The organism is Paraburkholderia sp. 2C (assembly GCF_054589215.1).
In genome coordinates, this window is record NZ_BAAILL010000031.1 from 88,302 (window position 1) to 109,568 (window position 21,267).

General features: G+C 62.6%; 18 protein-coding genes and 1 pseudogene. 8 read left to right on the top strand and 11 right to left on the bottom strand.

The genetic code is table 11. The features are described 5' to 3' along the window. Positions 1 to 104: 104 nt before the first annotated feature. From ACYPXD_RS07645 to ACYPXD_RS07655, 3 genes are read right to left on the bottom strand one after another with little or no spacing between them, the layout of a single operon-like run. Positions 105 to 845, bottom strand: coding sequence for a phosphoadenylyl-sulfate reductase (locus ACYPXD_RS07645; protein ID WP_459709305.1), 741 nt, complete (start codon positions 843 to 845; stop codon positions 105 to 107). Continuing rightward, positions 842 to 1,402: a DUF934 domain-containing protein gene (locus ACYPXD_RS07650; protein WP_459709307.1), complete on the bottom strand. Its 561-nt coding sequence runs from the start codon at positions 1,400 to 1,402 to the stop codon at positions 842 to 844. Before ACYPXD_RS07650 ends, ACYPXD_RS07645 begins: the two co-directional genes overlap by 4 nt. A gap of 58 nt (positions 1,403 to 1,460) precedes the next feature. After that, entirely contained in the window at positions 1,461 to 3,140 is a 1,680-nt protein-coding gene (locus ACYPXD_RS07655; RefSeq protein WP_459709311.1) for a nitrite/sulfite reductase, read from the bottom strand. A gap of 234 nt (positions 3,141 to 3,374) precedes the next feature. Here ACYPXD_RS07655 and ACYPXD_RS07660 point away from each other — a divergent pair, with 234 nt between their 5' ends. The 3 genes from ACYPXD_RS07660 (at position 3,375) to ACYPXD_RS07670 (ending at position 5,862) form a co-directional block, all read left to right on the top strand. Then, positions 3,375 to 4,316: a CysB family HTH-type transcriptional regulator gene (locus ACYPXD_RS07660; RefSeq protein ID WP_459709314.1), complete on the top strand. Its 942-nt coding sequence runs from the start codon at positions 3,375 to 3,377 to the stop codon at positions 4,314 to 4,316. 69 nt (positions 4,317 to 4,385) lie between these two features. Continuing rightward, positions 4,386 to 5,546 (top strand): ABC transporter substrate-binding protein, encoded by a 1,161-nt coding sequence (locus ACYPXD_RS07665; protein ID WP_459709316.1) that lies wholly within the window; start codon positions 4,386 to 4,388, stop codon positions 5,544 to 5,546. Positions 5,547 to 5,604: 58 nt separating this feature from the next. Beyond that, entirely contained in the window at positions 5,605 to 5,862 is a 258-nt protein-coding gene (locus ACYPXD_RS07670; protein WP_459709318.1) for a hypothetical protein, read from the top strand. A 45-nt stretch (positions 5,863 to 5,907) separates the two neighbouring features. Here ACYPXD_RS07670 and ACYPXD_RS07675 read toward each other — a convergent pair whose 3' ends face one another. The 7 genes from ACYPXD_RS07675 to ACYPXD_RS07705 all read right to left on the bottom strand — a co-directional run bounded on the left by ACYPXD_RS07675 (position 5,908) and on the right by ACYPXD_RS07705 (position 13,736). After that, the gene (locus ACYPXD_RS07675) at positions 5,908 to 7,047 is read right to left on the bottom strand and encodes a Gfo/Idh/MocA family protein (RefSeq protein WP_459709321.1); all 1,140 of its coding nucleotides are present in this window, start codon (positions 7,045 to 7,047) and stop codon (positions 5,908 to 5,910) included. A gap of 41 nt (positions 7,048 to 7,088) precedes the next feature. Further along, positions 7,089 to 8,141: a sugar phosphate isomerase/epimerase family protein gene (locus tag ACYPXD_RS07680; RefSeq protein ID WP_459709323.1), complete on the bottom strand. Its 1,053-nt coding sequence runs from the start codon at positions 8,139 to 8,141 to the stop codon at positions 7,089 to 7,091. Positions 8,142 to 8,211: 70 nt separating this feature from the next. After that, the gene (locus ACYPXD_RS07685) at positions 8,212 to 9,177 is read right to left on the bottom strand and encodes a substrate-binding domain-containing protein (protein WP_459709326.1); all 966 of its coding nucleotides are present in this window, start codon (positions 9,175 to 9,177) and stop codon (positions 8,212 to 8,214) included. Positions 9,178 to 9,348: 171 nt separating this feature from the next. Beyond that, complete coding sequence (locus ACYPXD_RS07690; RefSeq protein WP_459709328.1) at positions 9,349 to 10,365, bottom strand: ABC transporter permease; 1,017 nt, start codon at positions 10,363 to 10,365, stop codon at positions 9,349 to 9,351. After that, entirely contained in the window at positions 10,346 to 11,833 is a 1,488-nt protein-coding gene (locus ACYPXD_RS07695; protein ID WP_459709330.1) for a sugar ABC transporter ATP-binding protein, read from the bottom strand. Before ACYPXD_RS07695 ends, ACYPXD_RS07690 begins: the two co-directional genes overlap by 20 nt. Before the next feature lie 25 nt (positions 11,834 to 11,858). Beyond that, positions 11,859 to 12,899: a LacI family DNA-binding transcriptional regulator gene (locus ACYPXD_RS07700; RefSeq protein ID WP_459709558.1), complete on the bottom strand. Its 1,041-nt coding sequence runs from the start codon at positions 12,897 to 12,899 to the stop codon at positions 11,859 to 11,861. Between the two features lie 282 nt (positions 12,900 to 13,181). Next, positions 13,182 to 13,736, bottom strand: coding sequence for a hypothetical protein (locus ACYPXD_RS07705; protein ID WP_459709332.1), 555 nt, complete (start codon positions 13,734 to 13,736; stop codon positions 13,182 to 13,184). Positions 13,737 to 13,995: 259 nt separating this feature from the next. Here ACYPXD_RS07705 and ACYPXD_RS07710 point away from each other — a divergent pair, with 259 nt between their 5' ends. The 4 genes from ACYPXD_RS07710 to ACYPXD_RS07725 all read left to right on the top strand — a co-directional run bounded on the left by ACYPXD_RS07710 (position 13,996) and on the right by ACYPXD_RS07725 (position 18,332). Next, complete coding sequence (locus ACYPXD_RS07710; protein WP_459709335.1) at positions 13,996 to 14,649, top strand: protein-L-isoaspartate O-methyltransferase family protein; 654 nt, start codon at positions 13,996 to 13,998, stop codon at positions 14,647 to 14,649. A 71-nt stretch (positions 14,650 to 14,720) separates the two neighbouring features. Next, on the top strand, positions 14,721 to 15,044 hold the full coding sequence (locus tag ACYPXD_RS07715; protein WP_459709337.1) for a rhodanese-like domain-containing protein: 324 nt from the start codon (positions 14,721 to 14,723) through the stop codon (positions 15,042 to 15,044). A gap of 1,315 nt (positions 15,045 to 16,359) precedes the next feature. Continuing rightward, on the top strand, positions 16,360 to 17,322 hold the full coding sequence (locus ACYPXD_RS07720; RefSeq protein WP_459709339.1) for a thiamine pyrophosphate-dependent dehydrogenase E1 component subunit alpha: 963 nt from the start codon (positions 16,360 to 16,362) through the stop codon (positions 17,320 to 17,322). 11 nt (positions 17,323 to 17,333) lie between these two features. Further along, positions 17,334 to 18,332, top strand: coding sequence for an alpha-ketoacid dehydrogenase subunit beta (locus ACYPXD_RS07725; RefSeq protein WP_459709342.1), 999 nt, complete (start codon positions 17,334 to 17,336; stop codon positions 18,330 to 18,332). 586 nt (positions 18,333 to 18,918) lie between these two features. Here ACYPXD_RS07725 and ACYPXD_RS07730 read toward each other — a convergent pair. Continuing rightward, positions 18,919 to 19,875 (bottom strand): IS110 family RNA-guided transposase, encoded by a 957-nt coding sequence (locus ACYPXD_RS07730; protein ID WP_459709344.1) that lies wholly within the window; start codon positions 19,873 to 19,875, stop codon positions 18,919 to 18,921. Positions 19,876 to 20,104: 229 nt separating this feature from the next. Here ACYPXD_RS07730 and ACYPXD_RS07735 point away from each other — a divergent pair. After that, a pseudogene (locus ACYPXD_RS07735) lies at positions 20,105 to 21,129 on the top strand (IS110 family RNA-guided transposase). Positions 21,130 to 21,267: the final 138 nt, after the last annotated feature.

The window sequence follows — 21,267 nt, forward strand, 5'->3', positions numbered from 1 at the left end:
CTTTGATTCATTCGGGCGAGCCGCGTTGCCGGCTCGCGATATCGAAAAGGCTGCTGATGCGTTCGGGGTGGCCTCTTACGCCTGGGGCGCCGATGCGGCGCGCGTCACGCGGATGCGTTTGCGGGGCTCACCGCGATCGGAATGGTCGTGATGTGCAGCCCGCATTCCTTAGTATCGCGCGATTCCCACCACCAGCGCCCGGCCCGGCTGTCCTCGCCCGGCCGGACGGCCCGCGTACAGGGCTCGCAGCCGATGCTCGGATAACCGCGCGCGTGCAGCGGGTTGACCGGCACGTCGAACGCCTTGAGGTACGCCCAGACGTCGGCTTCCGTCCAATCGGCAAGCGGATTGAACTTGGCGATCTGGCGGGCGGCGTCATGCTCTTCCTCGTGCAGTTCCGCGCGCGTCACCGACTGCTCGCGGCGCTGGCCCGTCACCCACGCGCTCACGCCCGCGAGCGCGCGATTCAGCGGCTCGACCTTGCGGATTTCACAGCAGCGCTTGCGCAGGTCGATGCTCTCGTAGAACGCATTCAGGCCATGCGCAGCGACATATTCGTCGACCGCGGCCGTCTGCGGGTGGTACTGCTCGATGTCATAGCCGTAGCGCTCGCGCACGCGGTCGAACATGCCGAGCGTTTCGGCATGCAGCCTGCCTGTATTCAAACTGAATATGCCGATTTTCACGCCGCGCGAAAGAATCGCATGCGTGAGCAGCATGTCTTCCGCGGCGAGGCTGCTCGCGAACTTCACGTTCGCGTGGCGCGCCGCGATCGAATCGAGCAGCGCATCGAGCCGCTCGATCTTCGCGGCCAGCTCCGGCGCGACGTTTTGCACTTCGCTCATGCGGAAACCTTTTGCGCGGCAGCGGCCTGGGCCGCCTTATCGGCTTGCCGGCGGCGGAACAGCGGACGCGGTTCGTCGAACGCACCCTGGTACTGCACCGTGAACTCGGTGAATGCCTTCAGCGCGTCGTTGATGTCCTTGTCGGCGCGCACCGCATACGCGTCGAACCCGCAGCGCTCGTAAAAGCGCAACTGGTCGCGTAGCACGTCGCCGATCGCGCGAATCTCGCCGCTGTAGCCATAACGCTCGCGCAGCAGACGCGCGATGCTGTAGCCGCGGCCGTCGCGGAACACGGGGAAATCGACTGCAATCAGCGCGATCCTGTCGAAATCGCCGGCGATGTCGGCCGGTTCGCTGTCACCGGCGAGCCATACGCCGATGCCGGCGGCGCCGCGCGCGGCCGTCAATGCATCGCGCGCGCTTTGCCACAACGCGAGCGGCACGATGACCTTGCCGGCCGGCAACGCGTCCACCGCGGGCAGCGTGCCGTCTTCAGCGGCGCGCACCACCGTCCAGTCATCGCTCACAACCTTGCGGTTCTTGATAATCGAAGCCATCTGCAAATTCCTTATCTGGCAACTGAGCAGGCAACTGACCTGCCCACTGAGAGCCGGGTTACGCGTGAGCGGGTTGGCGCGATGCGTACACGCGTTCCTTGAACGGCGCGATGCCGATGCGGTTGTACGTGTCGATAAAGCGCTCGCCGTCGAGGCGCTGTTCGATGAACGTATCGATCACTTTCGCGACCACGTCCGGCATTTCCTCGGCCGAGAACGACGGGCCGATCACGCGGCCCAGATGCGCGCCGGTCGCACCGGTGCCCTGCTCGCCGCCTAGCGACACCTGGTACCACTCGGAACCGTCCTTGTCGACGCCGAGCACGCCGATATTGCCGACGTGATGGTGGCCGCACGAGTTCATGCAGCCCGAAATGTTCAGCGACAGTTCGCCGAGATCGTAGACGAAGTCCATATCGTCGAAGCGCTGCTGGATCGCCTTCGCAATCGGGATCGACTTCGCATTCGCGAGCGAGCAGAAATCGCCGCCCGGGCACGCGATGATGTCGGTCAGAAGGCCGATGTTCGGCGTCGCGAAACCGAGCGTCTTCGCCTGTTCCCACAGCGCGTACAGATCGCGCTTCTTTACGTTCGCGAGAATCAGGTTCTGTTCGTGCGACACGCGGATTTCACCGAGCGAATACTGGTCGGCGAGATCGGCGACCGCGTCCATCTGCGCGTCGGTGGCATCGCCGGGCGCCACGCCGTGCGGCTTCAGCGAGAGCGTGACGGCCGCATAGCCCGACACGCGATGCGGACGCACGCTGCGCTCGACCCAGCGCGCAAACGCGCGGCTTTCGAGCAGATGCTTCTCGAAGCTCGGGTCCGTACCCGGCAGCTTGTCGTATTGCGGCGGCGCGAAGTATTGCGACACGCGCTCGAGTTCCGCTTGCGTCAGCGTCGACGGGCCGTCCTTCAGGTGCTGCCACTCTTCCTCGACCTGTTGCGCGAACTTCTCCGGCGACAGCGCCTTTACGAGAATCTTGATGCGCGCCTTGTACAGGTTGTCGCGGCGGCCGTAGCGGTTGTACACGCGCAGCACGGCTTCGCAATACGTGAGCAGATGCTGCCACGGCAGGTTTTCGCGGATGATCGCGCCGATGATCGGCGTACGGCCCAGGCCGCCGCCCGCGAGAATGCTCGCGACGACTTCGCCGTCGGCATTCTTCGACAGATAGACGCCCAGGTCGTGAATCTGCACGGCCGCGCGATCTTCCTTCGAACCGGAGACGGCGATCTTGAACTTGCGCGGCAGCCACGCGAATTCAGGGTGGAACGTCGACCACTGGCGCAGGATTTCAGCCCACGGACGCGGGTCGATCTGCTCGTCGGGCGCGATGCCCGCGAACTGGTCGGCAGTGATGTTGCGGATGCAGTTGCCCGACGTCTGGATGCCGTGCATCTGCACCGACGCGAGCTTGCGCAGAATTTCCGGCGTTTCCTCGAGCTCGACCCAGTTGAACTGGATGTTCGTGCGTGTCGAGAAGTGGCCGTAGCCGCGGTCGTGTTCGCGTGCGATCGTCGCGAGCATGCGCATCTGGTCGCTGCGCAGATTGCCGTATGGAATCGCGATGCGGTGCATATACGCGTGGCGCTGCATGTACAGGCCATTCTGCAGACGCAACGGGCGGAACTCTTCTTCGCTCAATTCGCCCGACAGCCGGCGGCGAACCTGGTCGGCGTACTGCGCGACGCGTTCGTCAACGATGGTCTGGTCGTACTGATCGTATTGATACATTCGGGGACCCCAGTTTGTTTGTCTCAACCCACGCGGCGTTCCGGTTACGCCGCGCGATGGACATCGCTGTCCGTCCTGTTAGCTGAGCAAGTCGGGTGCATGACATAAGACCCGCTTCTGATTTGCTAATGACGAAAAGAGATAACCATATTGGAAAAGTTGGAGAAATCGTAATAAACTCCCTTAATATCTCAAACGACTAAAAAATTCTGTTGATATGCGGAGAGGTTATATATGAACCTGCACCAGTTCCGCTTCGTCCGGGAAGCCGTCCGCCAGAACTTCAACCTCACCGAAGCGGCCAAGGCGCTGTATACGAGTCAGCCGGGCGTCTCGAAGGCGATCATCGAGCTCGAGGACGAACTGGGTGTCGAAATCTTCACGCGGCACGGCAAGCGGGTGCGGTCGCTGACGGAGCCGGGGCGCATCATTCTGGCGTCGATCGAGCGGATCTTGCAGGAAGTCGAAAGCCTGAAACGGATCGGCAAGGACTACGCCGCGCAGGATCAGGGCAACCTCGTGATCGCCGCGACGCACACCCAGGCGCGCTACTCGCTGCCTGCCGCGATCGCGGAATTCAAGAAGCGCTACCCGAAAGTTCACCTTTCAATTCTGCAAGGCAGCCCAAGCCAGGTCGCCGAGATGGTGATTCACGACCAGGCGGACGTCGCGATCGCGACCGAGGGGCTGTCGAACTATAAGGAACTGGTCACGCTGCCGTGCTTCACCTGGCACCACGTCGCGGTGATGCAGGACGACCATCCGCTGCTCGAGCGCAAGCAGCTGTCGCTCGACGATCTGTCGCAATACCCGCTCATTACCTACGAAAACGCGTTTGCCGGCCGCACGAAGATCAACGACGCGTTCCGGCTGCGCGGCCTGCATCCGGACATCGTGCTCGAGGCGATCGACGCGGACGTGATCAAGACTTACGTCGAACTCGGTTTGGGCGTCGGCATCATGGCCGATATCGCGTTCAACGCCGAGCGCGACCGGCACCTGCGCGCGATGCCGGTCGGGCACCTGTTCGGCAGCAACGTCACGCGCGTCGGGCTCAAGCAAGGCGCGTACTTGCGCAGTTACGTCTATACATTGGTCGAACTGCTGTCGCCGAGCATGAACCGCAAGCTGATCGAGCAGGCCTTGAAGGGCGAAAGCGAAACCTACGAGCTTTGACGGACGGTCGCGCAGGCGCTCTGCCGTTCGCACTTTCCGCCCCTTTCGCCTTTTGCCACGGAGTTTTGCATGACGTCATATAAGAAGACCCTGCGCGGGCTCGCCGCGCTCGGCGCATGGATGCTCGTCGCCGCCGCGCACGCGGACCTGAAGGTCGGCATCGACCTGTCGACGACGGGCCCCGCGGCTGCGATCGGCATCACGAGTAAAAACGCCATCCTGATGTGGCCGAAGACGATCGCCGGCCAGCCCGCGCAGACCATCATTCTCGACGACGGCTCCGACCCGGGCGCCGCGGTTCGCAATATCCGCAAGCTCATCAACGAAGACCACGTCGACGTGATCGTCGGTCCGAACGTGACGCCGGCCGCGCTCGCCGCACTCGACCCGGTCGCGGAAAGCCAGACGCCGATGATCGCGCTGATCGGCTCGGCGGCCGTCGTCGAACCGCAGGAAGGCAAGCGCGTCTGGGCGTTCAAGATGGCGCAGACCGACAGTGCGATGGCCGATGTGATGACGCGCTATATGGCGAACCACAACGTGAAGACGGTCGGCTTTATCGGCTTCGCGGACAGCTACGGCGACAGCTGGCTCAGCGAGTTCACGAAGTTCGCGGCGTTGCGGCACATCCAGGTGGTCGCCACCGAGCGCTTCAATCGCACCGATACGAGCGTGACCGGCCAGGTGCTGAAGCTGATCGCGGCAAAACCCGACGCGGTGCTGATCGCGGGCGCCGGCACGCCAAGCGTGCTGCCGCAGCGTACGCTCGTCGAGCGCGGCTACAAGGGCGCCATTTATCAGACGCATGGCATCGCGACGCCGGCGTTCATCAAGCTCGGCGGCAAGGACGTCGAAGGGACGCTGTTCCCGACGCAGCCGGTGGTCGTGGCGCGCACGCTGCCCGCCGACCATCCGGCGAAGCGGGCCGCGCTCGCGTTCGTCAAAGACTACGAAGTGCAGTACGGGCCGAACACGGTTACGCAGTTCGCCGGCGATGCGGCGGGCGTCTATCCGCGGCTGCAGGATGCCGTCGCGCGGGCGCTGAAAACCGCGCAGCCCGGCACACCCGCGTTTCGCGTCGCGCTGCGCGAAGCGCTCGAACAGGCGCATGAGCTCGTGGTGCCGAACGGCGTCGTCAATACGAGCGCGAAAGATCACGTCGGACTCGATCAGCGCGCGAGCGTGATGGGGACGATCAAGGGCGGGCAGTTTGTCTACCTGAGTCAGTGACGCTGTTGTTAAAGTAGACGTCTTTCGTCGCCCTCTTCGCGTTCAGCGTCTCCACACCATGCGCACTACCCGAGCCATCCACGCCGTCGAGCGGCTGAAGACCCGCAGCGGCAACGCCCGCTATGCGGCCATCGCGCTGCAAGGCGGCCTGTTCTACCTTGTCGACCGGTCGGGCGGCACCGATCAGAAAATGTCCGAGCCCTTGCCGCTCGACGACTTCGTCAAATTTGTCGACGAATTCGGTCCGAAAAAACCGCGCAAGGTCAGCAAGCTCGATCTCGCGTTCGAAGAGCAGATCAGGAAGAGCAAAAGCTGACGCGCGTGTTGCGCAGGCGGCAGGCGGCGAGCGGCGAGCGGCAGATCAGATCTCGCGCCACTGGCCGCCGGCCGCGCTGCTGGCGAGCACCGCATCGATAAACCGCAACCCTTCGACACCGTCGTCGACCGTCGTCAGAAGGCGGCTTTCCGGCGGCAGCGGCTGACCGGCATCGAGCGCTTCGATCTGCTGGGCGGCGTCCTTATACAACTGCGCGAACGCTTCGAGATACCCTTCCGGATGCCCCGCCGGCACGCGCGTCGCGTTCGCGGCCGCGTCGCCTTTCACGCGCCCGCGCGTGATTCGCTGCCTCGCGCCGCCCAGCGGCGTGAACCAAAGCTCGTTCGGCTGTTCCTGTTCGAACGCAAGGCTCGCCTTCGTGCCGTACACGCGCAGCCGCAGCCCGTTTTCCTCGCCGCTCGCGACCTGGCTCGCCCATAGCATCCCGCGCGCGCCGTTCGCATAACGCAACATCGCCTGCACGTGATCGTCGAGGCGGCGCCCCGGCACGAACGTGTGCACCTCCGCCGCCAGCGCCTGCGGCAGCATGCCGCTGATAAACCCCGCAAGGTGATACGCGTGCGTGCCGATATCGCCGAGGCACCCGGCCGGCCCCGACAGCTTCGGATCGGTGCGCCACGCGGCCTGCTTGTTCGTGCCGCTCTGTTCGAGCGGCTCGGCGAGCCAGTCCTGCGCATATTCGACCTGCACGACGCGAATCTCGCCGAGCTCGCCCGCTTCGATCATCTCGCGCGCGTGCCGCACCATCGGGTAGCCCGAATACGTATGCGTGAGCGCAAAGAGCCGCTGCCTGTCATGCGCGAGCCGCGCCAGTGCCTCGCCTTCGGCAAGCGATACCGCCAGCGGCTTGTCGCAAATCACATGGATACCGGCTTCGAGAAACGCCGTCGCCACCGGCGCATGCAGATGGTTCGGCGTGACGATCGCGACCGCGTCGATGCCGTCGTCGCGCGCGCTTTCCGCACGCGCCATATCGCGCCAGTCCGCATAGCTGCGCGCGATATTGGCCTCGTCGGCGCTCGCCTGCGCGCGCTTCGGGTCCGACGAAAGCGCGCCCGCGACCACTTCGAAGCGGTCGTCGAGACGCGCGGCGATCCGGTGCACGGCGCCGATAAATGCGCCCTGCCCGCCGCCGACCATGCCCAGTCTCAGTCTTCTTGCCATCGCGTCCTGCTCCTCAGGTTTTCGTTGCGAGTGCAACCCGATCACTCGATACCCAGCACGCGCTGCAACTGCGCACGGTCGACGCCGCTTCCCGCGAAGTCGTCGAACGAGCGCTCGGCCACGCGGATGATGTGCCGCCGGATAAACTCCGCGCCTTCGCGCGCGCCGTCGTGCGGATGCTTCAACGCGCACTCCCATTCGAGCACGGCCCAGCCCGGGTAATCGTACTGCGCCATCTTCGAGAAGATCGCGCCGAAATCGACCTGCCCGTCGCCAAGCGAGCGGAAGCGCCCCGCCCGCTCGACCCAGTCGCTGTAGCCGCCATACACGCCCTGGCGCCCGGTCGGACGAAACTCGGCGTCCTTCACATGGAACGCCTTGATCCGTTCGTGATAGATATCGATGAACTCGAGGTAGTCGAGCTGCTGCAGCACGTAGTGGCTCGGATCGAACAGGATATTCGCGCGCGGATGATCATTCAGCGTCGCGAGAAAGCGCTCGAACGTGACGCCGTCGTGCAGGTCCTCGCCCGGATGCAGTTCGTAGCAGACGTCGACGCCCGCTTCGTCGAACGCATCGAGAATCGGCTTCCAGCGGCGCGCGAGTTCGTCGAAGGCCGTTTCGATCAGGCCCGCCGGACGCTGCGGCCACGGATAGATATACGGCCATGCGAGCGCGCCGGAAAACGTCACATGCGTGTTCAGGCCGAGGCGTTGCGACGCTTTCGCCGCAAGCTTCAGTTGTGCGATCGCCCATTCGGTACGCGCCTGCGGATTACCGCGCACATGCGGCGCGGCGAAGCCGTCGAACAGCACGTCGTAAGCGGGGTGCACGGCGACGAGCTGGCCTTGCAGATGGGTGGCGAGCTCCGTCACGGTCACACCGGCGTCGGCGGCGACGCCAAGCCAATCGTCGCACCAGGTCTGACTCGCGGCCGCCTGTTCGAGATCGATCAGTTGCGCTGCGACCGGCACCTGAATGCCTTTGAAACCGAGTCCCGCCGCCCATTGGGCGAGATGCGCGAAATTGTCGAACGGCGGGTCATCGCCCAGGAACTGCGCGAGGTAGATCGCCGGTCCTTTGATGGTCTTCACATGCGCCTCCGTCAATAGTCGAACACATGCGGCGCAGCATGTCGTATGCCGCGCCGCGCGCTCGCGTCGTTCAGAACGGCGAGTCCGGGAAGTAGAACTGCTGCGCGTTTTCTTTCGTGATCAGCACCGACGGAATGATCGTCGTCGCCGGCAGCTTGTCGCCTTTCAAACGCGCTTCGGCCGTCAGCTTGATCGCGTCGTAGATAAACTTCGGCGAGTACGACACGTCGGCCTTGATCATCGGCGCGCCATCCATCACGTTCTTCACCATGCCTTTCGAGCCCGCGCCGCCGAACACGATCTTGATGTCGGTGCGTTTGGCCTGATCGATCGCCTTGAGCACGCCGACGGCCATGTCGTCGTCGGACGCCCACACCGCGTCGATATGCTTGAAGCGCGTCAGGTAGTCCTGCATCACCTTGAACGCGTCGTCGCGATTCCAGTTCGCGTACTTCGCATCGAGAATCTTGATGTTCGGATACTGTTTGATCACCGATGTGAACGCGGTCCAGCGCTCGTTGTCGAGCGTCGTCGGAATGCCGCGCAGCGCGACGATATCGCCCTTGCCGTCGAGCGCCTTGGCCAGATACTCGGCCGGAATCTTGCCGAACGCGGTGTTGTCGCCGGCGACGTACGCGTCCTGCGCGCTCGTGTCGGTCAGTCCGCGGTCGACCACCGTCACGTACACGCCTTTCTTCTTCACCTGCGCAACCGGTTGCGTCAACGACGCAGACTCCTGCGGGAAAATCACGAGCGCGTTGATCTTGTTCACCGTGACGAGATCCTGCAACTGGTTCGCCTGTTCAGGCGCACTCGCCGCGGTCTTCACGATGATCTTCAGCCCGGGGTGCTCTTTCTCGAGGTCCGTTTTCGCCTTGTTGGCCCACCAGACGATGCCGCCCGTAAACCCGTGGTCCGCCGTCGGAATCGACACACCCAGCGTAACCGGGTCGGCGGCGCGCGCGGCGCCCGTCGTGATCCCCAGCATCGTAAGCGCCAGCATGCCGGCACCGACCGCTCGTATGACGTGTTTCATGATGTTTGTCTCCTTTGTGCGGGCGCGCTCGTGGTTGCGCCCGGATTTCATTGTCGAACGACCGAAACGACTGAAACGACTGAAACGAACCGCAGTGACTCAACTCGCCACGCCCACCCGGCCTACCCGGCCGGCTCCCTTGCGTGATGCCGCTTCCCCTCCACAAACCGCTTAACGCCGCCCGCGCTGCAGGAACGCGACGACGATAATCACGACGCCCTGCACCGCCGCGTTCAGATACACGCTGATGATGCTGGTCAGATTCAGGATGTTCGCGATGACCGACAGCAGGATCGCGCCGATCACCGTGCCGATCACGCGGCCCTCGCCGCCCTTGAGCGCGGTGCCGCCGACCACCACCGCGGCGATCGCTTCGAGTTCCCATAGCAGGCCGGTGGTCGGCGTCGCCGAACCGAGCCGCGGCACATACAGCACCGTCGCCACGCCGACGCACACGCCAAGCAGCATGTACGTGACGATCTTCACCGTATCGACGCGAATCGCCGCATAGCGCGCGACCTGTTCGTTCGAACCGATCGCCTGCACATGGCGGCCGAACGCGGTGCGGTTGAGGATCAGCGCGCCGCCCGCCGCGACGACCAGAAACACCCAGATCGGCACCGGCACGCCGAGCAGACTCGCGTAGTACACAGGCCCGTACAGGTCGGACAGATTGTTATCGAGCGTCAGCGCGCCGCCATCGGCGAGCCAGGTGAGCACCGCGCGAAAAATCCCTAACGTGCCGAGCGTGACGATAAACGGCTCGATACGCCCTTTCGTGATCAGGAGGCCATGCGCGCAGCCGAACAGCGCGCCGAGCACGAGCGCGCAGACAATGCCGATCGCCACGATTGCAAGCGGAGGCAGCGTATGCGCCGACGCGCTGCCGGCCAGTCCGTTCATGAGCCAGATCATGACGCCCGCGATCAGCGCGGCCATCGAACCGACCGACAGATCGATGCCGCCCGAGATGATCACGAAGGTCATGCCGACCGCGATGATGCCGATAAACGATGTGCGCGTCAGCACGTTCATCATGTTGTCGACGGTCGCGAAATCGCGGTTCAACAGCGTTCCCGCGATGCACAGCGCGATCAGACCCGCGAGCGGACCGAAGCCGTACAGCACGTGCGCGACGCGCAGGGCGCGCGGCGTCGGCGCGGAAGTGTCAGTGGGTGCCGGTCGCATGAGCGATCAACTCCTCTTCGGTCAGATGGTCGAGGCCGAGCGTCGCTTGCAAATGGCCCGCGCGCATTACCGCGACACGATGGCACAGGCCGATCAGCTCGATCAGTTCGGACGAGATCACGATCACCGCGCGCCCTTCCGATGCGAGCCGGTGAATCAGGAAATAGATATCGCGTTTCGCGCCGATATCGACACCGCGTGTCGGCTCGTCGAGCACGATCACGTCGGGGTTCGGCTGCAGAAACTTGGCGAGCGCGAGCTTCTGCTGATTGCCGCCCGACAGCATGCGTGCGCGGCTATTGAGGTCGCCCGTGCGGATGCCGAATTCGCGCACCGCTTCGGTCAGCGCGGCGCGGCCCGCTTTGACGTCGAGCAGCGGATGCGTGTAGCGCTCGAGCGTCATCAGCGTCAGGTTGTCCTGCAGGCTCAGGTCCACATGCAGGCCTTTGCCCTTGCGGTCTTCGCTCAGATACGTAAGGCCGTGCCGCATCGCCTCGCGCGGGCTCTTGAGCTCCGCGCGGCGGCCGGCGATCTCGATGCGGCCCGCGCTGCGCTTGCGCAAGCCGATGATCGCCTCGAACGCTTCGGTCCGGCCCGCACCGACCAGCCCCGCAAAACCGAATACTTCGCCCGCGCGCACCTCGAAACTGAGATCGCCCACCCAATCGGGCACGCTCAGCCCTTCGACGCGCAGTGCGACGCGCGCCTGCGCCGCGACGGGCGTCTTGTCCGGGAACATATCGGACAGCTCGCGGCCGACCATCAGGTTCGCCATCTGCTGCCGCGCGAGCGCAGCCGTTTCGCTGCGCGCGACGAAGCGGCCGTCGCGCATCACGATCACTTCATCGGTGATGCGCTCGACTTCGTCGAGCTTGTGCGAGATATAGACGATCGTCACGCCGTCCGCTTTCAGCTTCGCCATCAGCGCGAACAGACGCTCGGTTTCGGACGGCGTGAGCGTTGCGGTCGGCTCGTCCATGATCAGAAGACGCGCGCGCCGCGACAGCGCTTTCGCGATCTCGACCATCTGCTTTTCCGCGACGATCAGATCGCGGACCTTCGTATCCGGATGCTTCGCGAGCCCGACCTGCGCGAGATAGCGCTTTGCGTCGGCGCGCATCGCGGCGTCGTCGAGCAGCAGGCCGCGACGCCTCTCGTGGCCGAGATACATGTTTTGCGCGATCGTCAGATGCTCGGCGAGATTGAACTCCTGGTGTATCAGCACGATGCCCGCCGCCTCCGCCGCGCGCGAGCCGTCGAACTGCCGCGGCGCGCCGTCGACGAGCACCGCGCCCGAGGTCGCGCGCTCGTAGCCGGCGAGTATTTTCATCAGCGTCGACTTGCCCGCGCCGTTCTCGCCGAGCAGCCCGTAGATGCGCCCCGGGGCTAGCTCGAAGCTCACGCCGTGCAGCACGCGCACGGGGCCGAAGTCTTTGCGGACATCGTCGAAGCGGACGGCGAGACTCATCTCGATGGCACTCCTCACGCGCGCATCATGCGCTGCCGCGCACGACGAGCCGATGCGGCAGCAGCACGCCCGGCACAATCGCATTGCGATTCGCGAGACGCTGTAACAGCAGCCGCGCGGCCGTTTCGCCGAGCTCGCGCATCGGCTGCGAAATCGTGGTCAGCGGGGGATCGGTTTGCGCAGCCAGCGAGATATCGTCGAAGCCGACTACCGCGACGTCGTCGGGCACACGCTTGCCGACCTTGCGCAAGCCGTTGATGACCCCGATCGCGAGCGTGTCCGACACCGTGAAGATCGCGGTCGGCGGATCGGGCTGCGCCATCAGGATCGCGGCGGCGGAGGCACCCGCTTCGTAGTCGAGGCTATCCAGATGAATGCGCCAGCGCGGATCGGGAACGAGGCCCGCGTTATGCATCGCGTCCATATAGCCGCGCTCGCGCTGCTGCGCATACAGGTAGCCGTCGCCCGAGTTGATCAGCGCGATGCGCGTGTGGCCGCGCGACAGCAGATGCAGCACCGCGTCGCCGGCCGCGCGGTAGTTGTCGATGCCGACATACGGCACACCGACGTCCGCGTCGAACTCGCAGCACGCGACCCACGGCAGCGTGGTCATCTCTTCGGATAGCGCCTGCTGCGCGGCCGCCGGGTCGAGGCAGATCGCGCCGTCCGCGCGGCGCCGCCGCAGCATGTCGAAGTAGCTGCGCTCGCGGCCCGGGTCCGCGCCCGTATCGCACAGCAACATGAAATAGCCATGCTGGCGCGCGACGCTATCGATGCCGCGCACGATTTCCGCGTAAAACGGATTGCCGAAGTTAGGCACCATCGTCAACAATAAGCGGCTTTCGGCGGTGCGCAGGTTGCGCGCGAGTTCGTTGACGCGATAGCCGCTCTGCTCGATTGCCGCGAGCACGCGCTCGCGCGTCTCGGCGCGCACGTTCGAATGGCCGTTCAGCACGCGCGACACGGTTGCGACCGACACCCCCGCCTGCTCGGCGACGTCGTCGATCGAGATGTCCTTCGGCACACTGAACGAGGCGCGCGCGCGGCTTGCCGCAGGCGTTGACATGGCCTTCGGCCTGGGCTTCTGCACGGACGCCGGCCCGGCGGACGGCCTCGAGGGCAAGCCCGCAGCCGAGCCGTCGTCGGGCTCGCTCGGGTCGTGCGGCGACGGTCTGGACACGAAATAGGTCTCCTGGCGATGTAATCGATTACATTCTATCCATATATTCTTGTTCGAGCAGTGCCAAACCGCAAGGACGACGGTGTAGGGATTTATACCGAGCGTGGCGCGATGTGGACGCCTGGCGGACGGGCCAGGCGCCGCGGCACCCCCGAGACCCAACGCTGCTCATTTGGCGGCATCGGCGGCTGACGGCGCGGGCGCGTCGCCCGGTGGGGCCGTGAAGCGCACTTCCGGATGGCGGCTAGCCTTCGTCCGCTTGTCACGCTCGGCGAGTTCAAACTGAACGCGCGCTTCGTAGTCGCGCGCCTGTTGGACCGGCATATTGGCCGTCGCGGCGCCCCACTCGCCGCCCATGCGGTCGACTGGCGTGTACGGCGCGGCATCTGGCCCGGGCGCCGTCGCGCGCGGGATTACCGTAACGGGCGATTTCGCTCCGTTGCGCGGGCCAGGCGTCGACGTCCAGGTGAAATCGATCGTTGGAGTGATCGCGCGCAAACGCGATTCGTATTCGCGCTGAGCCTGCTTCGAACCATCGAAGCCGAGATTGTTTTGGACATTGCCGAATTGCCGCGACGATTGCCCGGAATGAGCGACACCGGACGCTGGCAGCACGCTGATCGACGGACTTGCGCCAAGGTCGTCCGCCGAGCGGGCGACGAGCGGCATCGCAGCGGTGAGCACAAGCGAGAGAACGAGGGTGGGCCGTACGCGTGGTGTCATGGTCGCAATCTGGAAAGTTCATGAAATGGGGTCACGAGAACGTAAGCTTTCGATGCCAACGGCGTAATCGGACAATTCCGACTTGCTTCTCATCGACGCTTTGGCAGCCCTTGCGCAATCGCACGGACTTGAGCCGTACTGCCCGCTGCGTGCGGCGCCGATGCCTGGTTTGATACAATCGCAGGGTTCTCCCGTAGCGGTCCGCGCGTGGCGCGCGGCCTTCGCCGGCATTCCAACCACACACGCAGAACGAACCATCATGAATATCGAGCAAGCGCGCTTCAACATGATCGAACAGCAGATTCGCCCCTGGGAAGTGCTCGACCAGGACGTGTTGAACCTGCTGTCAATCGTCAAGCGTGAGAACTTCGTCCCCGCCGCGTACCGCGAACTGGCTTTCGCCGATCTGGAAATTCCGCTGCCCGCCGGCCAGCACATGCTGGCGCCGCGCGTCGAAGCGCGCGTGCTGCAGGAACTGGCCGTAAAGAAGCATGAGAGCGTGCTCGAAATCGGCGCCGGCTCCGGCTATATGGCCGCGCTGCTCGCGCATCGCAGCCAGCACGTGCTGACCGTCGAGATCGAACCGGAACTGGCCGAGCTTGCGAAGGCGAACCTCGCCGCGAACGGCGTGCTCAACGCCGAAGTCGTGACTGGCGACGCCGCGCGCGGCTGGTCCGCGGCGGCGCCGTACGACGTGATCTGCGTGTCGGGGGGCCTGCCGGTTCTGCCGCAGGAGATGCTCGAACATCTGAAGGTGGGCGGGCGCCTCGCGGCCTTCGTCGGCTCGTTACCGGTCATGAAGGCGCAAATCATCACGCGTATCGACGAAAAGCAGTTCCGCGTCGCCGATGTGTTCGAGACGTACGTCGAGCCGCTCGCAAACGCGATGCAGCCGCCGCGCTTCAAGTTCTAAACGGCGGCCGGCTTGCCGGTCCGTCCGCACCCGGTCCGTACCCGTTGTAGTTGAACCCACAGGATTCATCGATGCAAAACCTGTCTGCCCCTGCGCTTGCCGAATGGCTCGCCGATCAATCGCGCCCTGCGCCCGTGGTGCTCGACGTGCGCGAACCGTGGGAAATCGAAACGGCAAAGATCGCCGGCAGCGTGTCGATCCCGATGCGCGAGATTCCGGCGCGCAGCGAAGAACTCGATGACGAAGCGCCCGTCGTCTGCGTCTGTCATCACGGTGCGCGCAGCGCGCAGGTCGCGATGTTCCTCGAATCGCGCGGCCATACGAATGTGTTCAATCTGCAAGGCGGCATCGATGCATGGTCGCGGCAGGTGGATCCGTCGGTTCCGACTTATTGAACTGACGGGCTCGTGGATGGGCGAGAAGCGCCGGCGTTGAGCCGGCGTTTTTTTGCTCTTCGTGTTTTGCGTCCGGCTTTGGGCATGCTCCTTTCCGCGTTACGCCGCGCATGCGCTCGCCATGCATCGTCTGATGCCCTTTTCGCGCATCGATTCTGAAATTTCATCAGCCATCCTGATTTGTTCGTCTGGCACCATGCGTCGACCGTTTTTCGGGTATGAACTGTGACCCGACGTTCGTCGCAATTTTCAGTCGAACCCACCCATTCAAATCGGCTCTGACAGCCAATTAGCTGAGGACATCGAGAATGCGTACGATGTCGACCATCCGCACCTTGCACCGGCGAGCAGCTACGTATCGAGCTCCATCTGGACGCGAAGGTCGCGACGTGGCTACGTTGCAAACGTCCCGATTACACGACACGGCTGGAAAATGCTGCGCGCGACGCTGATGACGCGCGCTATACCAAGCGTCAGATAGAAAGGACTTTTCCTGACGATGACCAGACTACAACGTCAAAAAAGCGGCTCCGCCGGCGGGGGGGAGCCGCGGGACGAAATAGATGCGCTCGCATCTTGCGATCCCATTTCAAGTAGTAGTACTGTATTGTTCCGCGGGCAAGGTTTGAGATCGATATTGTTCACGGTGCGCTGCCCTTCCCTTCCCCGCAGCATCGGACGGACGCCGCGATAACACTGGTTATCGTGCTGGACGAATGACCGCTTCCGGGCGACATGACCATCGCCTGGCGGACCCGTTGCGGCCGCTCGACCCAGCGGGATATATAGGGCAGCTTTCAGGCTATAAGGGTCATTCGAATGGTCACGTTCACCGGCGATTGTTGGAGTTCGGAGGCGACCGCATGATTTAAGCCATCCTGAGATACCCCGAGGACCCATCCACATCGCGCAATTATGTTGAGTCGGGTCGGTGACGGTTGTCCCGCATAGGCGAGGTGGCGAAAAGTCGCTCGCACACATCATACATACCGTCACATCGAGTGTGTGGCGCAGGGTGTTACAGCTTCTTGGGGATAGACGGCTACTCGGTTGCGCCATCATCCCTGCGTTCTGCTTGCGACATACATGCTCCTTTGCGTACATGTCATGCCCCGAACGTAAAGTCTCTGACAATCTCTCGTGCGGTGCGAGACGCCGCGGCAGTTTCAGTACGACCCAATGGATGGGAACGCGAAAATACTCGGTCTTCAGGTGTCGTCGTACCCTTTTCCACACTGCTGTTCGAAAGCTATGCAGCCTAGACTTCATCTCCGCACGATATTCGGATATCGCGCGAACAATTGAAAGGATTCCTATGGATGCAAGTAAGAACGGTAATGACATGGTAGCGATGCTTGAAAGCATGATGTTGGTTCGCGCTTATGAGGAAAAAATTGTGGCGCTGCAACGTGCCGGCCACGCCGCAGGCACCTGTACTTCCGTAGGGCAGGAAGCTTCGGCGTTGGGCGTGGTGCGTGCACTCGACGCGCGTGACCGAATTCTTACAAACCACCGCAGCGCAGGACATCTTCTTGCCCGAGGTGCCGACCCGGGTCGCATGCTTGCCGAGGTGATGGGCCGCAGCACCGGTTATTGCAAGGGCAAAAGCGGTTCGCTGCATATCTCGGCCAAGGGTCTTGGCGTGATTCTCACTTCCACTATTGTCGGCGGCGAATTGTCGCTCGTCACGGGCGTAGGCCTGTCGACATCGATGCTAGGGCAAGGCGGTATCGTTGCGTGCTTCTTCGGCGACGGGGCGGCCTGTGAAGGCATCTTCCACGAGTCGCTCAACCTCGCATCAGTCTGGAGGCTGCCAATCCTGTATGTATGCGAAAACAACCAGTGGCAAGCCTACGTTCATCGCAAGGAAACCATGGTCGTCGACCATGTAAGCGACCGGGGCAAGGGATATGGCATCGAAAGCCGCACTGTCGATGGCAACGACGTCGAAGCTGTCCACGCGGCGGCCGTCGAAGCAGTGGCTTACATTCGCGATAGCGGTAGGCCATACTTCCTTGAAACCTATACCTATCGCCTGCGTGGCCATTACGAGCCGGATGATCAGTCGTATGTCGATCCAGCTGAACTAGCATCATGGCAAGAGAAGGATCCGATCGCGATGCTGCGGCAACGCTTACTGGACCGGAAAGCGATCCATGCGGCGGACGTCTTCCAGATGGAGCAGCGCGTCAATGCAGAGATCGAAAGTGCCGCGGCATTTGCCAGCGGGTCGCCGTTCCCGGCATTGGCCGAACTAACTACCGACGTCTACGCGTGAGGAGCCGTCACATGTCCCAAGTTACCGTGAACGAAGCTATTGGCCAGGCACTGGCCGAAGAAATGCGCCGCGATACGCGCGTTGTGATGTTCAGTGAAGGCGCAGCTACCAAACGGGTAGAACTCGTCAGTGAATTCGGCAAGGCGCGCGTGCGTAATACCCCGTTGGCGGAGGGCATTATCGCCGGCACCGCCGCTGGCGCCGCGGCTACCGGCCTGCGCCCGGTCGTAGATCTGCTGTTTGCGCCTTTCCTCTGCTATGCAATGGATGCAATCGTAAATAGCGCCGGCAAACTGCGCTACATGTCCGGGGGGCAGTTTGAATTCCCGATGGTGGTCATTGCCATGACCGGCAGTGGCTGGACCGTCGGTGCACAGCACAATCACAATTTGGAAGCGTGGTTTGTGCACAGTCCTGGCTTGAAAGTCGTGATGCCGTCGAATGCAGCCGATTTCAAGGGGCTGCTGAAATCCGCAATACGCGATGACAACCCGGTGCTGTTCTTCATCGACATGCCGCTGGCATTTGTGCCAGGCGAGGTGCCGGAAGGCGAGCATCTGGTCCCGCTTGGAAAAGCCGCGCTCAAGCGCGAAGGCACGGACCTTACCATCATTTCCTACGCCAAGATGGTTGACACTTGCATGCAGGCGGCTGAACAGCTTGCAGGTAGCGGTATCTCCGCGGAGGTCATCGACCTGCGCTCGCTCAAGCCCTTGGATGAGGAAATGATATTGAGCTCTGCGCGCAAGACCGGTCGCGTTATGGTTGTGCATGAGGCTAGTCGCATGTGCGGTGTTGGCGCCGAAGTTGGCGCGATCGTGGCGGAGCATGCTTTCGCCTCGCTCAAGGCACCGGTGATGCGACTTACCGGGCCGGACGCTCCCGCGCCATCGAGCTATGTGCTGGAACAGGCTTTCGTGCCGCAGGTTGATCAGATCCTCGCTGCTGCAGGCAAACTGACCGGTAACGAGGCATTGCACGCCGCACTATCCGGACAACAGGTCGCCTGAGTTTCGAGGAGGAGAAACACGGGCAAACATATACGCAATCGCAGGCCGTTATCATCTGGCTGACGATGGCCATGATCTACCTGATCGTCGGTAACGGCCTCGGTATCGCAACGGGTGCCACGGGGCAATTCCCGAACCTCACGCCCCGAGATGCCATGAGCGACATGTCCCTTGGCTAGGAGAGATTCGCACGGCTGGTGTCGCGGCGCCGTTCGATATCAATGTCCCGTTAAACAAGCGCTGTGTGCCTGCCGTCCGACTCCCGTGAGAACGTCAGTAGGAACAAGCCGCCAGGTTTGCGGTGCACACGGAAACTGAACCTTTCCGGACGGAGCGGCGCCGTCTCACCGGCGTCATCATGGCGTCCCAGCACCAAACCAACGTGGATGGGTTGTCGACCACTGACGATCTTCCGGGAGAATTCGCGCATCATCGTTATGCGAGTGGCCGCTAACTGATGCGAAGCCGACACCTAAATGTCAGGCCCATGCCCGAGGCGAACGTCGCTTCCTGGCCGCACTCTGCCGCGGATGACGTGGCGACGAGCCGCCTCGCCGGTGACACTAATGAGCAACTGTCTTACCAGTCAAGCCGTGTGGATGGATTCATCCCACGGCTTTCCTGTTTTTGCGATGGCGTTGAGGATAGTCAGCAGCTTTCTCATGCAGGCAACCAGAACAACCTTGTTCGGCTTGCCGGTGGCGACGAGCCGATTATAGAAGGCCCCAATAACCGGGTTGAAGCGTACGGCCGCTAACGTCGCCATGTACAACATGCGCCTGACAGCGGCACGTCCGCCGAAGATCATTCGTTTGCCGCGAAACGCTCCCGAGTCGCGGTTGAAGGGCGCTACTCCGATCAGCGCACTGACCTCACGCCGCGTCAGCTTGCCGAGTTCTGGCACGTCGGCGATCAGCGTGGCGACGGTAGCGGGTCCTACTCCGCGAACACTGGATAGCAGTTCGACCAGACCGGTGTGATGCGCCTTGACGTGCTTCGCCAGGGCAGCTTCAACAGCCTTGAGCTGACCTTGAAGAACCTCAATGACGGCGGTTAGGCTCCCGCGCACGGCTTCGTGGCTGATTCCAAGTCGTTGTCGCTCTGACGTCAACAATGTGACGATCTGGCGACGACGGGCAATGAGGGCTTGAAGCTCCTGCTGCAGCGGCGAAGGCAGGATTTTGACTATCTTGTCCCTGTCGCTTCGCTGCGCAAGCACCTGGGCAAGCTGAGCCAGAGCGCGCGCGTCAATCCGGTCGGTTTTCGCGAGATTTCCCATTGCCTTCGCGAAGTCGCGGGCTTGCCGGGGATTCACGATAGCAACTGCGTAGCCGGCGCTTTGCAACGCACAACCAACCGCCACCTCGTAGCTTCCTGTGGCTTCCAGTACCACAAGATCAACCTGGCATCCAGCAAGGGCGGTGAGCAGCTCTTCGTGGCCTGCTGGCGTGTTGGGATAGGTGGTGACGCTTCCTGCAACTCCGAAGGCGACATCAAGGGTGGCTTTTGCCACATCAATTCCGACAGCGATTTTTTCAGACATGGTTCCCCGGATCCCATTCTTGTGAATGCGAATTTGAATTCAAGCAACTGTTCGGGCTTATCGAAGAACGGTAGCGGTCATGCGCCGAATGCTCATTAACGGGCTTTCAGGCCCATGATGGTTATCAGGCTGCATGACCGCCGTCCGTGAGCAGAAAGATACAAGATGGTCCCTCCCGCCTCTCTCGGAGGCGTAAGCTTCCAGATCCAAAACGGTTCGGAGACCCATCATGGACACGGTGACGCTGATCGGAGTAGATCTCGGCAAACACACTTTCCATTTGCATGGTCAGGATAAGCGTGGGAAGGCTGTGTTCCGCAGAAAGCTAAGCCGAAAGCAGTTGATCGAGTTTTTTGCCACTTTTCACACATGCACGTCGCAATGGAAGCTTGCGCCGGTGCGCATCATATGGCCCGCATGCTTGCGACCTTCGGGCATCGCGTCAAGCTGATCTCGCCGCAGTTCGTGCGACCGTTTGTCAAATCAAACAAGAACGATTTCGTCGACGCCGAAGCAATCTGTGAGGCCGCTTGCCGCCCGGCTATGCGCTTCGTAACACCGAAGACCGAATCCCAGCAGACGCTTTCCACGATGCACCGTGTTCGTGAATCACTGGTACGCGATCGTACCAAGACGGTCAATCAGATACACGGCTTCCTTCTTGAGTTCGGCGTCAGCCTGGCCGTCGGGCCCGCAGCCATCAAGCGCCTACCTGCCGTTCTCGCGGAGCATCAGTTACCCCCTAAGCTTGTGGCCATCATCGAGCGTTTGCATCTTCACGCGAAATACCTCGACGAACAAATTGGCCAGCTTGAGAGAGACATCACCCGCCAGCTCTCGGACGATGAGATTGGCCAACGTCTGTTGACCATTCCTGGCGTCGGTGTAATCACGGCCAGCGTGCTGGCCTCAGAAATGGGAGATGGCAAGCAGTACCGATGTGGTCGTGACTTTGCCGCAGCGATTGGGCTCGTGCCACGGCAGCACAGTACTGGTGGCCGCACTGACCTCCTCGGCATCAGTCGTCGTGGCGATAAAAACATTCGGCGCTTGCTCGTCACGTGTGCTCGCGCCTACATGATTCGCCTTGGCAAACAGACCGGTCGTCTCGCCGACTGGGTGCGCGCAATGATGATACGACGACACTCGAACGTCGTGGTTTGCGCGCTTGCCAACAAACTGGCACGTACGGCCTGGGCGATAGTCACTCATCACACGGTGTTTGACGCGCAGAGTTCCGGCGTTGCAGGCTGATGAACTGAACGTCCTCCCGTAATACCCATTCGGTTTTGCGACGACTGAAAATTGATGACGTGAACGGCATACCGGCCTGACGGACAACCTGGCAAATAAATTGGCTCTCGAAGTCGAGACACTTTTCAGGACCGACAG

What these genes read in the sequence shown, in the direction of transcription:
- ACYPXD_RS07720 (WP_459709339.1), top strand. Translation starts at nt 16,360, where the DNA reads ATGGATGCAAGTAAGAACGGTAATGACATGGTAGCGATGCTTGAAAGC.
- ACYPXD_RS07655 (WP_459709311.1), bottom strand. Translation starts at nt 3,140, where the DNA reads ATGTATCAATACGATCAGTACGACCAGACCATCGTTGACGAACGCGTC.
- ACYPXD_RS07715 (WP_459709337.1), top strand. Translation starts at nt 14,721, where the DNA reads ATGCAAAACCTGTCTGCCCCTGCGCTTGCCGAATGGCTCGCCGATCAA.
- ACYPXD_RS07690 (WP_459709328.1), bottom strand. Translation starts at nt 10,365, where the DNA reads ATGCGACCGGCACCCACTGACACTTCCGCGCCGACGCCGCGCGCCCTG.
- ACYPXD_RS07710 (WP_459709335.1), top strand. Translation starts at nt 13,996, where the DNA reads ATGAATATCGAGCAAGCGCGCTTCAACATGATCGAACAGCAGATTCGC.
- ACYPXD_RS07675 (WP_459709321.1), bottom strand. Translation starts at nt 7,047, where the DNA reads ATGGCAAGAAGACTGAGACTGGGCATGGTCGGCGGCGGGCAGGGCGCA.
- ACYPXD_RS07705 (WP_459709332.1), bottom strand. Translation starts at nt 13,736, where the DNA reads ATGACACCACGCGTACGGCCCACCCTCGTTCTCTCGCTTGTGCTCACC.
- ACYPXD_RS07700 (WP_459709558.1), bottom strand. Translation starts at nt 12,899, where the DNA reads ATGTCAACGCCTGCGGCAAGCCGCGCGCGCGCCTCGTTCAGTGTGCCG.
- ACYPXD_RS07660 (WP_459709314.1), top strand. Translation starts at nt 3,375, where the DNA reads ATGAACCTGCACCAGTTCCGCTTCGTCCGGGAAGCCGTCCGCCAGAAC.
- ACYPXD_RS07725 (WP_459709342.1), top strand. Translation starts at nt 17,334, where the DNA reads ATGTCCCAAGTTACCGTGAACGAAGCTATTGGCCAGGCACTGGCCGAA.
- ACYPXD_RS07650 (WP_459709307.1), bottom strand. Translation starts at nt 1,402, where the DNA reads ATGGCTTCGATTATCAAGAACCGCAAGGTTGTGAGCGATGACTGGACG.
- ACYPXD_RS07670 (WP_459709318.1), top strand. Translation starts at nt 5,605, where the DNA reads ATGCGCACTACCCGAGCCATCCACGCCGTCGAGCGGCTGAAGACCCGC.
- ACYPXD_RS07665 (WP_459709316.1), top strand. Translation starts at nt 4,386, where the DNA reads ATGACGTCATATAAGAAGACCCTGCGCGGGCTCGCCGCGCTCGGCGCA.
- ACYPXD_RS07730 (WP_459709344.1), bottom strand. Translation starts at nt 19,875, where the DNA reads ATGTCTGAAAAAATCGCTGTCGGAATTGATGTGGCAAAAGCCACCCTT.
- ACYPXD_RS07645 (WP_459709305.1), bottom strand. Translation starts at nt 845, where the DNA reads ATGAGCGAAGTGCAAAACGTCGCGCCGGAGCTGGCCGCGAAGATCGAG.
- ACYPXD_RS07695 (WP_459709330.1), bottom strand. Translation starts at nt 11,833, where the DNA reads ATGAGTCTCGCCGTCCGCTTCGACGATGTCCGCAAAGACTTCGGCCCC.
- ACYPXD_RS07685 (WP_459709326.1), bottom strand. Translation starts at nt 9,177, where the DNA reads ATGAAACACGTCATACGAGCGGTCGGTGCCGGCATGCTGGCGCTTACG.